The following is a 13,172-nucleotide window of genomic DNA, read 5'->3' as shown; positions in this document are numbered from 1 at the left end:
GACGCGTGTTCAGACGGTGTTTCGTCTAACCGTTTCCCGTATGAACAACAAGGGACTATTCGGCCAGCGATTCGCGGGAATCATCCCGGTTCCGGAGCGAACCCGGGGCGATGACCTCGGGATATACCGCCGATGCGGTCGGCCCATTCTCGTCGGCGTTTTTCACGAGGTCTTCATTGAGTGCGGAACCGCAAGTTGCCGCATGCCTCGTGAATGTGCCGCCGGTCACGTCCGACCAGAGTAGCGGGCCCCGGGCCGCTCCGGGACGTTATTGATCGCCAGGTCTGGGCATCATCCTTCCTGACCCGGGACGAGGAGGTGACGCTTCGATGGGTGAGAAGGTGGTGGCGGGGCCGTTCGAGCTGGCCGACCGCCAGCGCTACCGCGCCAAGCTGCGGCGGTGCCTGACGGGACTGGAGCGGCTGCTGGCCGAGAAGCGGTTCGACCGCCCCAAGAACCTCATGGGGCTGGAGATCGAACTGAACCTCGCCGGCTCCGACGGCCTGCCGAAAATGCTGAATGGACAGGTCCTCGAACGTATCGCGAGCCGAGATTTCCAAACAGAACTCGCCATGTTCAATCTGGAAGTCAACATTGCCCCACACCGATTGGAAGGCCGGGTATTCGACCGGCTCGCCGAGGAGATCCGTACGTCGCTGGCATATGCCCATCGGAAAGCGGGCGAGGTCGACGCCGGAATAGTGATGATCGGCATTCTGCCGACGCTCGACCGGGACGATCTGGTCTCCTCGAACCTCTCCGCGGTCGACCGCTACACCCTGCTCAACGACCAGATCGTGGCCGCCCGCGGCGAGGATTTCGTCCTCGACATCGAAGGTGTCGAGCACCTCCTGTGCACCTCCGGCTCCATCGCGCCCGAAGCAGCCTGTACCTCCGTGCAGTTGCACCTCCAGGTCACCCCGGACCGCTTCGCCGACGTGTGGAACGCGGCCCAGGCCGTCGCCGCCGCCCAGGTCGCCGTGGGCGCCAACTCGCCCTTCCTGTTCGGCCGTGAGCTGTGGCACGAGTCCCGCCCCCCGCTGTTCCAGCAGGCCACCGACACCCGCCCGCCCGAACTCCAGGCCCAGGGCGTCCGCCCGCGCACCTGGTTCGGCGAACGCTGGGTCACCTCCGCGTACGACCTCTTCGAGGAGAACCTCCGCTACTTCCCGCCGCTGCTCCCCGTCCACGACGACGAGGAGCCCCTCGACGTGCTCGACGCGGGCGGCATCCCCACCCTCGCCGAACTCGTCCTGCACAACGGCACGGTGTACCGCTGGAACCGCCCCGTCTACGGCATCGCGGACGGCGTCCCGCACCTGCGCGTCGAGAACCGCGTCCTGCCCGCGGGCCCCACCGTCACCGACGTCATCGCCAACACCGCGTTCTACTACGGCGTCGTCCGCGCCCTCGCCGAGGAGCCGCGCCCGGTGTGGACCCGGCTGCCCTTCGAGGCGGCCGCCGCCAACTTCGACACCGCGTGCCGCCACGGCATCGACGCCCGCTTCGTCTGGCCCCGGCGCGGCCGGCTCGGCGGTACCACCGAGATCGACGCGGTGGCCCTCGTACGCGACGAACTCCTGCCGCTCGCCGAGGCCGGCCTGGACGCGTGGGGGGTCGAACCCGCCGACCGGGACCTGTACTTGGGAGTCATCGACGAGCGCTGCCGACGCCGGGCCAACGGCTCGACCTGGCAGTCCGCCACCTTCCACCGTGCCCTGGAACAGGGGCTCGACAGGGACGCCGCGCTGGCCGCCACCACCCGCCGCTACAGCGAGTTGATGCACCTCGGGGAACCCGTCCACACCTGGCCGGTGGGCCTGCCGGAGCCGGTGCCGCTGGGGTGAACGGCGGGCGGTTCAGCCCGCGTCGGCGGAGGCGCCCGACGCGCCGGCCGCCACGATGGCCTGGAGGATCACCGACTGGATCTGAGTCGGGTCGCTCACCTCGTGGCCCGAACCGCCGGTCGCCTCGGCGATCTGCCGGGCCTCCTCCTTGTCGGCGTCCGGACCCACCGCGATCATGATCAGCGGCACCGGCCGCTCGGGGCTGGCGAGTTGCCGCAACTGTTTGAGGAGCGTGGTCCGCGAGATGCTCCCCGGGTCCTGGTTGACCCCGTCGGTCAGGATGACCAACGCGTTGAACTTCCCCTTCGCGTAAGAGGACGTGGCCGCTTTGTACGCGGCGAGCGTGGTGTCGTAGAGCCCCGTCGCGCCGTTCGGCACCGGCTTCAGACCGCCGAACGCCGCCGAGAGCCGGTCGCGTTGGGTGCCGTCGCCCGTGCGGTCGCCGAGCCGCTCGGTCGGCACCAGGACGCGGTAGTCCTTGTCGCCGTCGAGCTTCGTGGAGAACTCCCACAGCCCGATCTCGTCCTCGGGCGTGAAGGTGGCCAGCGCCTGGAGCAGCGACGCCTTGGTGACGTCCATCCGTGACTGCCCGGTCCCCGGCACCGCTTCCGACATCGAGGCGGACGCGTCGACGACCGTGGTGATCCGCGCGCTCTGCACCGTGATCGTCCAGGTGCCCAGCGCCTCCTGGAGCGCGGCGTCGGAGGCGGGCTCGGCCGGCGGCACCGCGTACGGCTGCGGACTGATGCCGCCCGCCTTGGCGACCACCGCCTTCGGCGCGTCCTCGTCATCGGTGCGGAAGCCGTACTTCACCATGAGCTTCTGTTGCGCGGGCTGCGTCAGATAGGTCAGGAACCGGATCGCGGCCCGGCTCTGGTCCGTGGTCAGCCGCTCCTGGTCGACCAGGTTGTACGGGTAATCCAGCCGGGGCGAGCCGTCCTTCGGATAGAACAGGTCGAGTCGCCCGTCGCTGTCGGCCGACGCGTTGTACGCGAACGCCGACTGCTCGCTGAGGACCAGCGCCTGGTTGCGCTTCGGATTGCCCTGCTCGGTTCCCGAGGAGTCACGCGGCAGGGTGTCCAGGACCTGGCTGTCGGTGTCCGAGATCCGCTGCGACAGCGTCTTCATCATCGCCGCCGCCTGCGTGGCCCCGCCCTTGACCTTGGCGGCGGCCGTGCTCAACTCGGTGAGCGCCAGCAGCCCGGTCGCGCTGCGCGCCGGGTCGGCCGCGGCCAGCCGCAGCGAGTCGTCCTGCAAGGTGGCACCGGCCAGGTCCAGCCAGGTGTACGTCTTCTTCGGCCACCCCAGCGACTTCGCGGCGGCCGGGACCATCGCCACTCCGACCGGCGTGGAGGCCACGTTGCCCGCGGGGGTCACCTCCGTCGCATTGCTGTCGGCGGCCGACGAGACGTGGCTCACCCACAACTCCGAGTCGGGCACCCACACCTGTACGTCCGGATGCTTGCCCGCCTTGAGGCCGTCCGCGAACTTGTACGACTCCTCGGCCGTCACCGAGATGTTCAGGCACTGCCCGTCGGAGGTGATCGCCTCGTCCCGGGCCTGCCCGGCCGCCGCGCGCAGGGCGGGCGCCATGTCGGGGGAGGCGGCGAGCTTCAGCCGTACCGCGTCCTTCCGGCAGGAGGAACCGAAGGACAGCAGACCGCTCTGCACCGCCACCGCGGTACCGCCCGCGACGGTCAGCACCAGAACCGTGGCGATGGCCACCGTACGGCGGCGCGCGCGGGGACGGGGGTCGCTGCCGCCCGCCCCGTACTGATCGGGCAAGCTGTGACGTCCCATGACGGTGGTGTCCCTCCCAGTTGAACCTCGTGCCGGTCCGTCTCCCCCAACGGCCTGTCGCGCACGATCTTCGTAAGTTCATTCGAGACCCTAGCGGGGCGAAGATGGGCATGAGGCGGGATTTCCGAACTGAAGGCAGGTGTGCAGGTGGAGGCAGGGCAGGTGGCCGAAACTTTTCCGCTGGAGCGGCCCACACGGCGGATTCTCCGGTCCGAGGCGCTGCTCGTTCTGGGGCTTTCGCTCGGTGCGAGCGGAGTGTCCGCCCTGATCAGCTTTGTCGGATCGGTCACCAAACCGGGAGGCCTCAAGGACCAGGCGGCCACCCTCAACGCCTCGGCCGCACCGGGCCGCCCCTGGCTCGATCTCGCCTGGCAGTTGTTCGGAATCGCGTCGGCCCTCGTCCCCGTCGCACTCGTCGCGCACTTCCTCCTGAGGGAGGGCGAGAGCCTGCGCACGATCGGCTTCGACCGCACCCGGCCCTGGCCCGACCTGGGCCGTGGCGCGGGGATCGCGGCGGTGATCGGCAGCACCGGAATCGCCTTCTACCTGGCCGCCCGCGGCCTCGGCTTCAACCTCACGGTGGTACCCGAGGCGCTGCCCGACGTCTGGTGGAAGTACCCGGTCCTGATCCTCTCCGCGATGCAGAACGCGATCCTCGAAGAGGTGATCGTGGTGGGGTATCTGCTGCGCCGCCTCGGCCAGTTGGGCTGGACGCCGGGCACCGCCCTGGTGGCCAGTTCCGTACTGCGCGGCAGCTACCACCTCTACCAGGGCATCGGCGGCTTCATCGGCAACATGGTGATGGGCGTGGTCTTCGTCTACCTGTACCGACGATGGGGCCGGGTGGGTCCCCTGGTGGTGGCGCATTCCCTGCTCGACATCGGGGCGTTCGTCGGCTACGCGCTGCTGGCCGGAAAGGTGGGCTGGCTGCCGACCGCGTGAGCGGCCTCAGACCAGCAGCTCGCCGTCGATGACCGTGACTGCCCGCCCGCTCAACAGGGTCCGGTCACCGCGGAGTTCGGTACGGACACGCCCCGAGCGCGGCGAGGCCTGCAGCCCGGTGAGGACCGTGCTGCCGAGCCGCTCGGACCAGTAGGGAGCCAGTGCCGTGTGCGCGCTGCCGGTGACCGGGTCCTCGTCGATCCCGACGTTCGGGAAGAAACAGCGGGAGACGAAGTCGTAGCCCCGGGTGGGGTCTTCGGCCCGTGCGGTGGCGATGATGCCGCGCGTGGAGTGCGCGGCGAGCGACTTGTGGTCGGGTGCCAGTCCTACGACCGTCTTCTCGTCGGCGAGTTCGACCACGAGGTCGCCGATGTTCGGGCCGGTGTCGAACGCGGTGAGCGGTTCGGCGCCCAGGGCCTCGGCGATACCGTCCGGAATCTCCACGGGGGTGAGCGGTGCGGTCGGGAAGTCGAGGGTGATGGACCCGTCCTGGGCCGGCGTGGCGATGAGGACACCACTGAGCGTGGCGAAACGCACGGGTCCCTCGTGGGCGCCGGTGGTGTGCAGCACATGGGCCGTGGCGAGGGTCGCGTGCCCGCACATCGCCACCTCGGTGGCCGGCGTGAACCACCGCAACGCCCAGTCGGCGTCGCCGCCCGCGGGCAGCCGGTGGGCGAACGCCGTCTCCGCGTGATTGACCTCCAGCGCGATCTTCTGCAGCCGCTCGTCCGCCGGGAAGGCGTCCAGGAGCAGCACCCCGGCCGGATTGCCGGCGAAGGCACGGTCGGTGAAGGCGTCGACTATTCGGATCCGCATGACGTCGACGCTAGACGTTCTTGGACGTGGCGGAACAAGGCCAATTCGCGGGTGGTGGACCGATTTCCGCGACACGGTCCGCGCGGGTGACGGGCGCCCTCGGCGTGGCCTTCGTCTTCGGTATGGCGGTCACCGACACCATCACCACCCCACGTCGGCCATGGCCCCCGGCGCAAACGGCTGCCCATCATCACCGCCTACATCACGGCCGACGCCGCCGAGCACTCCGGCCTCCAGCGCGACCGCGCGGTCATCATGGGCTCGCACATCGAGGTGTAGGGGCAGCGGGGGGCCGTCCTTACGACGGCGAAGGGCGTCCCGGTTTCCGGGCCAGGAACGTGGCGTGCGTCCGCGTCGCTCCCTCGGCGGGCTCCAGGACCAGCCGGGCGGTGAGGGTGAATCCGGCCCCTTCCAGCAGCCCGGCGATCCGATCCGGGGGGAGCAGATAGGACTCGTAGGACACGGGACGGCCGCCGTACGCCTCTGTAGGGCGCAGGAGTTGGCCGTCGCCCACGTGGCCGGCCAGCATCAGCAGGCCACCGGGCGCGAGTGTGCGGTGGAACTGGGCGAACACGACGGGCAGTTGATCCGGAGGCGTGTGATGGGTCGAGTAAAAGGCGAGGATGCCGCCCAGTTCGTCGTCCCCGATATCCGGGGCGGTCATCGAGCCCACGGTGAAGGTCAGACCGGGGTAGGCGCGGCGGGCCTGTTCGACCATCCGCGGGGAGAGGTCGATGCCGAAGGCGGGCACCCCCAACTCCGCCAGATGCGCGGTGAATCTGCCGGGCCCGCAGCCCAGGTCCGCCACCGGGCCGAGGCCGGCCGCCCGCACGGTCTCGGCGAAAGCGGCCAGCATCGCGCGGGACAGTGGGTCCAACTCGGCCGGGGTCTTGACCAGTTGGACATAGGCGGCGGCGACGGTGTCGTACGACTCCCGGATCGCGGAGAGGTAGGAGGGGTCGGTCATGCGGGCGACTCTAGGCCGTGTCCGCAAAGTCCCGCCTGCCGCGCGACGTCCGGCACGCTCCCCCGCTGCCTCAAGGGCGGTGCCCCCACTGGCCGCACCCGGCGCAGACCCAAGTACGTCCAGTACGAGGCTCTACGCCGGGCACGCCGAGAGCAGGCGCCGACTGCGACATCAGCCGCTTCCGCGGCGGGCGCGCGGCCCGCCCTGCGGGCGGACGACGGGACTTTGCGGACACGGCCTGGGCCCGCGATGGTTGCCATGGGCAGCAACTCCCTTGGCTCTGGCCGGTGATGGTGCCGCGGGCCCTGACGCAGCCGGACGTCGTTGCCGGTGTGGGGCAGCGGGGCGCGCTCCGCGAACACGGCCAGGCGCAGCACGAGGTAGCGGCCGATGCCGACGAGCGCGGTGGCCGACAGATACACCGTCTGTTGCAGGACGAGTCCGGCTTCGGGGCGGAGCGCGGCCAGCGCGCCGACCGCGCCGGAGGTGACCAGCCAGCCGAGGGCGATGGTGGCCGCGCTCTTCAAGTGCCCTGCCAGGCCCGGCCGTCCGTGGCCGAAGGAGACGCGGGCGTGCAACTCGGTGGCGACCGCGGTGGAGGCTACGGTGGTCAGCGCGTTCGCCGCCATCCACGGCATCCACTGAGCCAGCGGGACCAAGGCCGCCGAGGCCACCAGGGTGATCCCGCTGCCCAGCCCGGCGAAGCGCCCGAAGGCCGCCGCGTGGCGGCGGATCAGTCGCAGGCCGTTCATGATGATCCCCTCTCGCGCCGCTGTCCCTGTCCGGGCTGTTGTCGTCATGCGGCAGAGAGTCGCTGACGCGCGATTCAACGCGGTTTCAGAGCGATCTCAGGGGGACGGGCGGGGGCGAAACCGGTGCGGTGGCAGGGCAGTTGATCGCCGACATCACTCCATCGACTCCAAAATGCGGTCGAGTGTGCGGCGCCCCATTCCGCTCATCGCCGGATTGCTCTCGACGTAGTACCAGACGACGCCGATCGCCTGTTCGAACGCCCATGCCTTGCCGCGCTCCCACTCCAGATCGTTACAGGCCAGTGCCCGCCGGAGCACTTCCCGCGGGCCTGACCGCAACAGGTGCCAGGCACTGACCAGGTCCAGCGCGGGGTCGGCCGGGCCGAAGCCGCCGGTGTCGAGTACGCCGCTGAGCCGGTCTCCCGCGACCAGCACATTGCCGGGGATCAAGTCACCGTGGCTCATCACGTCGGCACCCGTGCGGGGCAACTCCCGGAAGTAGTCCCACACTTGGCGCAACCGGGGCACGTCGAGCAGCCCCTCGCTCTCCTCGAAGCACTCCGCCATCCAGTCGTCGTGGTGAGCGAGAACGCCGCCGCGATTTTCGCCGTTGAACAGCCGCCCGCGCGTGTCGGCGTCCCGGAGGGCCGCGATGAAGGCCGCGAGGTCCTCGGCGAACGCGTCCGACCCGCTCGGGTCGGCATCGGAGGCGACCGTTCCCGGCAGCCATGTCTGGACCGACCACGGCATGGGGTAACCCGCTCCGGGCTTTCCCAGGGCGACGGGTTCCGGGGCGGGGAACCGGGACACCCGCGCCAGCTCCGCGCTCGCCCGGGCTTCCTGTTCCAGAACCGCCAGCGCCTCGGCGGCATCGGCCGGACGCAGGGGGAGACGAGCGGCGAGGTCGTTCCCTATACGGAAGATGGCGTTGACCGTCCCGGTCGACGACAGGCGGTGGATCGCCCTGCCGCTCCACTGAGGGAACTGTTCCTGGATCAAGGTCGCGACGATGTCGGTGGACACGTCCACTTGGTCGACGTGCATGGTCATCTTTCGCAGGCTCTTCCGCTGGTCCAATGCCGTCCGCCGGAAGCACATCAGATCGACCGCGACGACAGCCACTAGTTATCGGTCGGGGGTTGCCACCCGAACAGTTCCGATATATCGTTGACGCATCGCGACAGATCAACGATGGAATGGAGTGATTGCGATGCGTACCCACGGATACGAGCGTGGACATGGACAGGACGGCCCCTTCCGGCGCGGCCGGGGTGGCCCTGACGGACGGCGTGCGGCTTTCGGTCCCTTCGGGCCGGGTGGCCCGGGCGGTCCCGGTGGACCCGGCTTCGGCCCGGGCTTCGGTCCCGGCCCCTGGGGCGGACGAGGGCGCGGCGGCCCCAGGGGGAGGGCGCGGCGCGGCGACGTACGTGCGTCGATCCTCGCGCTCCTCAAGGACCGGCCGATGCACGGCTACGAGATGATCCAGGAGATCGCCGAGCGCAGTGGCGGCGCGTGGAAGCCGAGCCCCGGCTCGGTCTACCCCACCCTGCAACTGCTGGAGGACGAGGGTCTGATCGCCAGTGAGTCGGAGGGCGGCAAGAAGCTCTTCGCGCTCACCGACGCCGGCCGCACCGCGGCCGAAGAGGGCCCGGACGCCCCCTGGGAAGAGGCTTCCCGCGGTGTCGACTGGGAGGCCCTCAGCGAGATCCGCCAGGCCGGCTTCGGCCTGATGGAGGCCTTCGGCCAGGTCTGGAAGACCGGCAGCAAGGAGCAGCGCGAGAAGGCGCTGACCGTCATCAACGACGCCCGCAAGAAGCTGTACCTGATCCTGGCCGACGAGGACTGATGTCCTCGAGGTCGGATGGGGCACAAGGGCAAGGCGCCCCGCGGAACCTCCGTGGGGCGCCTTTCCTGTGCGCGTTCCCGTTCCTGCGGTGTCCCGGTGCCTTCCTCAGGCCACCAGCCCACCCAGTTTGCGCAGCGATTCGTTCAGTGCGGCCGTCCCCGAGTCCTTCAGCTTGCCCGCCATCAACGACACCGCCGCCCCCGTGAACTCGCCGTCGATACGGACCGTCGTGGCGTCGCCGTCGGGGGTGAGGGTGTAGCGCGTGGCGACGTTCACGGCCATCGGGCCCTTGCCGCGGATGGCCAGCACGCGGGCCGGTTCCACTTCCTCGACGGTCCACTCGACCTCCGCCGGGAAGCCCATCAGCTTCATGTTCTCCTGGAAGGTCCCGCCCACTTCGAGAGTCTCCGGGCCGCCCTTGGGGAAGTTGGTGTGCGTCGCGTTCCACTCGCCGTACGCGGGCCAGTCCGTGAGTTGTGCCCACACCTTCTCGGCCGGGGCCTCGATGCGTGCCTCCGCGCTGATTTCGGCCATGCGACCACCTCTTCGTATCGGGCTACGGTGTCGCGGAACGTAGCCGCAGAGCGCCGAACATTCAATACTGATGAACCGTCAGGAATTGTGTGCGTCCGAGCGTCCGTCTGCCCGCCGGGGTTCAGCTCACCCGCCGTATCACCGCCGCGTCGAACAGGTCCCACGCGCGCGGGTAAGTGCTTTCGTCGTGACAGTGCCAGGCGTCCCAGAACAGGTCGGCGAGCAGTGCGTCCTCCGGGGCGTACACCCGGTACACGTACTGTCTGCCGTCGACCGCCGGCAGAGCCACCAGCCAGCACCTGCTCTCCATGTTCGCGAAAGACGTACGCCGGACGCGGCGCGGTTGCGCACGGGGCGCACGCTGGTCACGCGCGCGCCTCTCAGGGTCGGGGAGCGTGATCTCATCCGTAAGGAGGAGATTGCGGTGGCCAGGGTCCACTTTGTGTGGGACGTCGAAATGCTTCCCTCCGGGGATGCCCTCGACGCGGGGGACTGATGGGGTGGGAGTGTGCAACCCCGTATCCCCAGGCAGTCGGCCCACGAGCAGGGAATCCACCGCGCGGACAACGATGCCAGACTCAGCGCGGAGCTGGCGGCGGTGGTCGTCGGCGCGCGCCGCCGGGCCCTGCGGGACGGGGACCGCCAGATCGACACGGCCCACCTGCTGCACAGCCTCCTGGAGTCGGACCCCCAGGCACGTGCCGTCTTCGGTGACGGCCCGCGGATCGCTCGACTGCTCGGCTACCTCGTGCAGCGCAGCATCGGCTACGGCCTGCGCTGGCAGGGCACGGTCGAGGACTCCGGCGCCATCCCCGTGATCACCGCCGCCGAGGGCTGGTCACCGCTGGCCGCGGGCGCCCTGGAGTACGCCTGTGAGCGCGCCGAACTCCGTGGCGAGGACCTGGCCTGCGGCATCGACCTCCTTGCCGCGATCGTCGCGGACCCCGAGTCCCGCGCCGTCGAGGTCCTCCGCCGGGCGGGCATCGAGTCGCCCGAGGTGCTGGTCTGGATCGAGAGCACCGCACCCCCGCCCGCCCCGGAACCGTCCACGCGCTGAGACAGGTGTCAACGGGGGTGACGCTCCTGTCGCCGCCTGTCATCATGTGGCCGTGGATACGTCTGAGAGCGGTGCGGTGGGAGGCGGGAAGGGGGTCGGGCTCGGCCTGGCGCTCGGGTCCGCGTTGGCCTTCGGGGGGTCCGGTGTCGCGGCCAAGCCGCTGATCGAGGCGGGGCTCGACCCGCTGCACGTGGTGTGGCTGAGGGTGGCCGGCGCGGCACTCGTGATGCTGCCCCTCGCCGTACGGCACCGCGCGCTGGTACGCCGTCGCCCCGCGCTGCTCCTCGGATTCGGACTGCTCGCCGTCGCCGGTGTCCAGGCCTGCTACTTCGCCGCGATCTCCCGAATACCAGTCGGCGTCGCCCTGCTCGTGGAGTACCTCGCACCCGCCCTCGTCCTCGGCTGGGTGCGGTTCGTGCAGCGGCGTCCGGTCACCCGCGCCGCCGCGCTCGGCGTGGTCCTCGCGGCCGGTGGACTTGCCTGTGTCGTCGAGGTGTGGTCCGGCCTGAGCTTCGACGCCGTGGGACTGTTGCTCGCGCTCGGCGCCGCCTGCTGCCAGGTCGGCTACTTCGTCCTGTCCGACCAGGGCAGCGAAGCCGGCGCCGAGGCCCCCGACCCGCTCGGCGTGATCGCCTACGGCCTGCTCGTCGGCGCCCTCGTACTGACCGCCGTGGCCCGCCCCTGGACCATGGACTGGTCGATCCTCAAGGGCGACGCCCACATGAACGGCACCGTCGTCCCGGCCGCCGCCCTGCTTGCCTGGATCGTCCTGGTCGCCACGGTCCTGGCCTACGTCACCGGAGTGGTCTCCGTCCGCCGCCTCTCGCCCCAGGTCGCGGGCGTCGTCGCCTGCCTCGAAGCGGTCATCGCGACCGTCCTGGCCTGGATCCTGCTCGGCGAACACCTCTCCGCACCGCAGATCGCCGGCGGAGCGGTCGTCCTGCTCGGCGCGTTCATCGCCCAGTCCTCGGCCCCTACGAAGGGTTCCGAGGTGCCGGTGGCCGGCGGTGGTCCGGAGCGGGAGTTGAGCGCGCGGGAGACGGCTGCGTGAGCGGCGCCCGCCCGATTGCCACTGTCTGTCAGCGAGGCCGTCGACGGCCCGGGCCCTCGGCGACTTGGCCGAGGCTGCCGAGTCTGTCCGGATCGATCACCGCGCGGATGGTGGGGAGCGGTCGTCCTGCGCGGTTCGTTCGTCGCGCAGCCCCCGGCCTCCACGAGGCTCCGAGCGACCGGTGGCGGGCGGTGGTCCGGAGCGGGAGACGTCCGCCTGAGCGGCGTTCGCCTGATTGCCCGCTGGCCGTCAGCGTGGTCGTCGATGCGCCTGTTGTGGTTCGTGGCGCCTACGAAGGGCTCCGAGGTGCCGGTGGCCAGCGGTGGTCGGGAACGCGAGCTGACCGTCCGCGGGACAGCCGCCGCCTTAGCGCCGTACGAACGGTCGCCCACGGTTCGGGTCAACTCGGCTGCCGGCGCGCCCGCCTCGGCGCGCGGTCGACGGCCCAGGCGTCGCGACTGGACCGAGCGCCAAGTCCCTCCGGGTTGATCACCGCGCAGGTCGGCGGCTGGGTGGTTGTTCTGCTTGTCGTGTTCATCACGCTGTCCTCGGCCCCCTCGGAGGGCTGCGGGCTGCGGTCCGGACCGGGAGACGGCCGCCTGATCGCCCACGGTCGGGTCAACTCGGCCGCCGACGTACCTGCCGTAGCTCACGGTCGACGGCCCACGCGTCGGCCACCGGACCGAGGTGGCCCAGCTTGTCGGGATTGATCACCGCGCGGATGGTCTGGATCTGTCCGTCGAGCATGTCGAGGGCCAGGGTGTGCAGCACCTTGCCGTCGCGGTCGCGGAAGAGTGCGCCGGGCTGGCCGTTTACCTCGTGGGGTTCGCACGATACGTCGATACGGATCAGCCAGGGGAAGACCGTGCCCAGTACCCGGGCCACGTTCTCCGCCCCGACAACGGCCTTGGCCAGTTGAGGGGCCTTGCCGCCGCCGTCCCCGACGAACTGGACATCGGCGGCGAGCAGTTCACGCAGGCCGCCCACGTCGCCGTCCTTCAACGCGTCGAAGAACCGGGTCGCCAGTTCCTGCCGCTCCTGCCGGTCCGCGGCGAACCGGGGGCGCCGGTCCGCCATGTGCCGCCGTGCCCGTACCAGCAACTGCCGGCACGCCGAATCCGAACGGCCCACGGTGGTGGCGATCTCGTCGAAGCCGAAGGCGAACACCTCCCGCAGCACGAACACCGCCCGCTCCAGCGGGCTGAGTTGCTCCAGCAGCAGAAGGGCCGCCATCGACACGGAGTCGGCCAGCTCCACCGAGCGCGCGGGATCCTGGTACGGGTCGCTCAGCAGCGGCTCGGGGAACCACGGACCGACGTACTCCTCCCGCCGTACCCGCGCGGACCGCAGGACGTCGATCGCGATCCTCGTCACCGTGGCCGACAGGAAGGCCTTCGTCGACGTGGGCCGGGTGGCCGTGCCGTCGAAGCGCAGCCAGGTCTCCTGCACCGCGTCCTCGGCCTCGCCCACACTGCCCAGGATCCGATAGGCGATCGAGAACAGCAGCGGCCGCAGCTCCTCGAACTCCTCGACCTTGGTCACGCCAATTCCCCTTCTGCT

13 protein-coding genes are annotated in these 13,172 nt (G+C 70.3%); 5 read left to right on the top strand and 8 right to left on the bottom strand.

Going from position 1 to position 13,172, the window contains the following annotated elements:
- Positions 1-329: 329 nt before the first annotated feature.
- Positions 330-1,847 carry a glutamate-cysteine ligase family protein gene (locus AB0M63_RS20520; RefSeq protein ID WP_355903833.1) on the top strand — a complete coding sequence of 506 codons (1,518 nt, stop codon included), beginning with the start codon at positions 330-332 and terminating at the stop codon, positions 1,845-1,847.
- A 12-nt stretch (positions 1,848-1,859) separates the two neighbouring features.
- Here AB0M63_RS20520 and AB0M63_RS20515 read toward each other — a convergent pair whose 3' ends face one another.
- Entirely contained in the window at positions 1,860-3,647 is a 1,788-nt protein-coding gene (locus AB0M63_RS20515) for a substrate-binding and VWA domain-containing protein (protein ID WP_366020357.1), read from the bottom strand.
- A gap of 141 nt (positions 3,648-3,788) precedes the next feature.
- On the opposite strand from AB0M63_RS20515, the gene AB0M63_RS20510 reads away from it, so the two are divergent.
- Positions 3,789-4,589 carry a type II CAAX endopeptidase family protein gene (locus AB0M63_RS20510; RefSeq protein WP_355903839.1) on the top strand — a complete coding sequence of 267 codons (801 nt, stop codon included), beginning with the start codon at positions 3,789-3,791 and terminating at the stop codon, positions 4,587-4,589.
- A 6-nt stretch (positions 4,590-4,595) separates the two neighbouring features.
- On the opposite strand, the gene AB0M63_RS20505 is transcribed toward AB0M63_RS20510, so the two are convergent.
- The 4 genes from AB0M63_RS20505 to AB0M63_RS20490 form a co-directional block, all read right to left on the bottom strand.
- Positions 4,596-5,405, bottom strand: coding sequence for a PhzF family phenazine biosynthesis protein (locus AB0M63_RS20505; protein ID WP_366020356.1), 810 nt, complete (start codon positions 5,403-5,405; stop codon positions 4,596-4,598).
- A gap of 298 nt (positions 5,406-5,703) precedes the next feature.
- On the bottom strand, positions 5,704-6,372 hold the full coding sequence (locus AB0M63_RS20500; RefSeq protein ID WP_366020355.1) for a class I SAM-dependent methyltransferase: 669 nt from the start codon (positions 6,370-6,372) through the stop codon (positions 5,704-5,706).
- Positions 6,369-7,124: a hypothetical protein gene (locus tag AB0M63_RS20495; protein ID WP_366020354.1), complete on the bottom strand. Its 756-nt coding sequence runs from the start codon at positions 7,122-7,124 to the stop codon at positions 6,369-6,371. The genes AB0M63_RS20500 and AB0M63_RS20495 overlap by 4 nt, the downstream gene beginning before the upstream one ends.
- Positions 7,125-7,277: 153 nt before the next feature.
- A complete protein-coding gene (locus AB0M63_RS20490; RefSeq protein WP_366020353.1) occupies positions 7,278-8,174 on the bottom strand; it encodes an aminoglycoside phosphotransferase family protein in 897 nt (298 codons plus the stop codon).
- A 160-nt stretch (positions 8,175-8,334) separates the two neighbouring features.
- Here AB0M63_RS20490 and AB0M63_RS20485 point away from each other — a divergent pair, with 160 nt between their 5' ends.
- A complete protein-coding gene (locus tag AB0M63_RS20485) occupies positions 8,335-8,970 on the top strand; it encodes a PadR family transcriptional regulator (protein WP_355903854.1) in 636 nt (211 codons plus the stop codon).
- Between the two features lie 105 nt (positions 8,971-9,075).
- Here AB0M63_RS20485 and AB0M63_RS20480 read toward each other — a convergent pair whose 3' ends face one another.
- Positions 9,076-9,504 (bottom strand): SRPBCC family protein, encoded by a 429-nt coding sequence (locus tag AB0M63_RS20480; RefSeq protein WP_355903857.1) that lies wholly within the window; start codon positions 9,502-9,504, stop codon positions 9,076-9,078.
- A gap of 121 nt (positions 9,505-9,625) precedes the next feature.
- Positions 9,626-9,814, bottom strand: coding sequence for a hypothetical protein (locus AB0M63_RS20475; RefSeq protein WP_366020352.1), 189 nt, complete (start codon positions 9,812-9,814; stop codon positions 9,626-9,628).
- Between the two features lie 198 nt (positions 9,815-10,012).
- Between AB0M63_RS20475 and AB0M63_RS20470 the strand changes: the two genes are divergently transcribed.
- Positions 10,013-10,561 carry a Clp protease N-terminal domain-containing protein gene (locus AB0M63_RS20470; protein ID WP_366020351.1) on the top strand — a complete coding sequence of 183 codons (549 nt, stop codon included), beginning with the start codon at positions 10,013-10,015 and terminating at the stop codon, positions 10,559-10,561.
- Positions 10,562-10,607: 46 nt separating this feature from the next.
- Entirely contained in the window at positions 10,608-11,612 is a 1,005-nt protein-coding gene (locus tag AB0M63_RS20465; protein ID WP_366020350.1) for an EamA family transporter, read from the top strand.
- 618 nt (positions 11,613-12,230) lie between these two features.
- Here the strand turns inward: AB0M63_RS20465 and AB0M63_RS20460 are convergent.
- Positions 12,231-13,154 (bottom strand): RNA polymerase sigma-70 factor, encoded by a 924-nt coding sequence (locus AB0M63_RS20460; RefSeq protein WP_366020349.1) that lies wholly within the window; start codon positions 13,152-13,154, stop codon positions 12,231-12,233.
- Positions 13,155-13,172: the final 18 nt, after the last annotated feature.

Source organism: Streptomyces sp. NPDC051576, from assembly GCF_040681835.1.
In the GTDB taxonomy this organism is placed as follows: Bacteria; Actinomycetota; Actinomycetes; order Streptomycetales; family Streptomycetaceae; genus Streptomyces.
The sequence above is the reverse complement of the archived record's forward strand: the minus strand, read 5'-3'. Positions and strand labels throughout refer to the sequence as shown.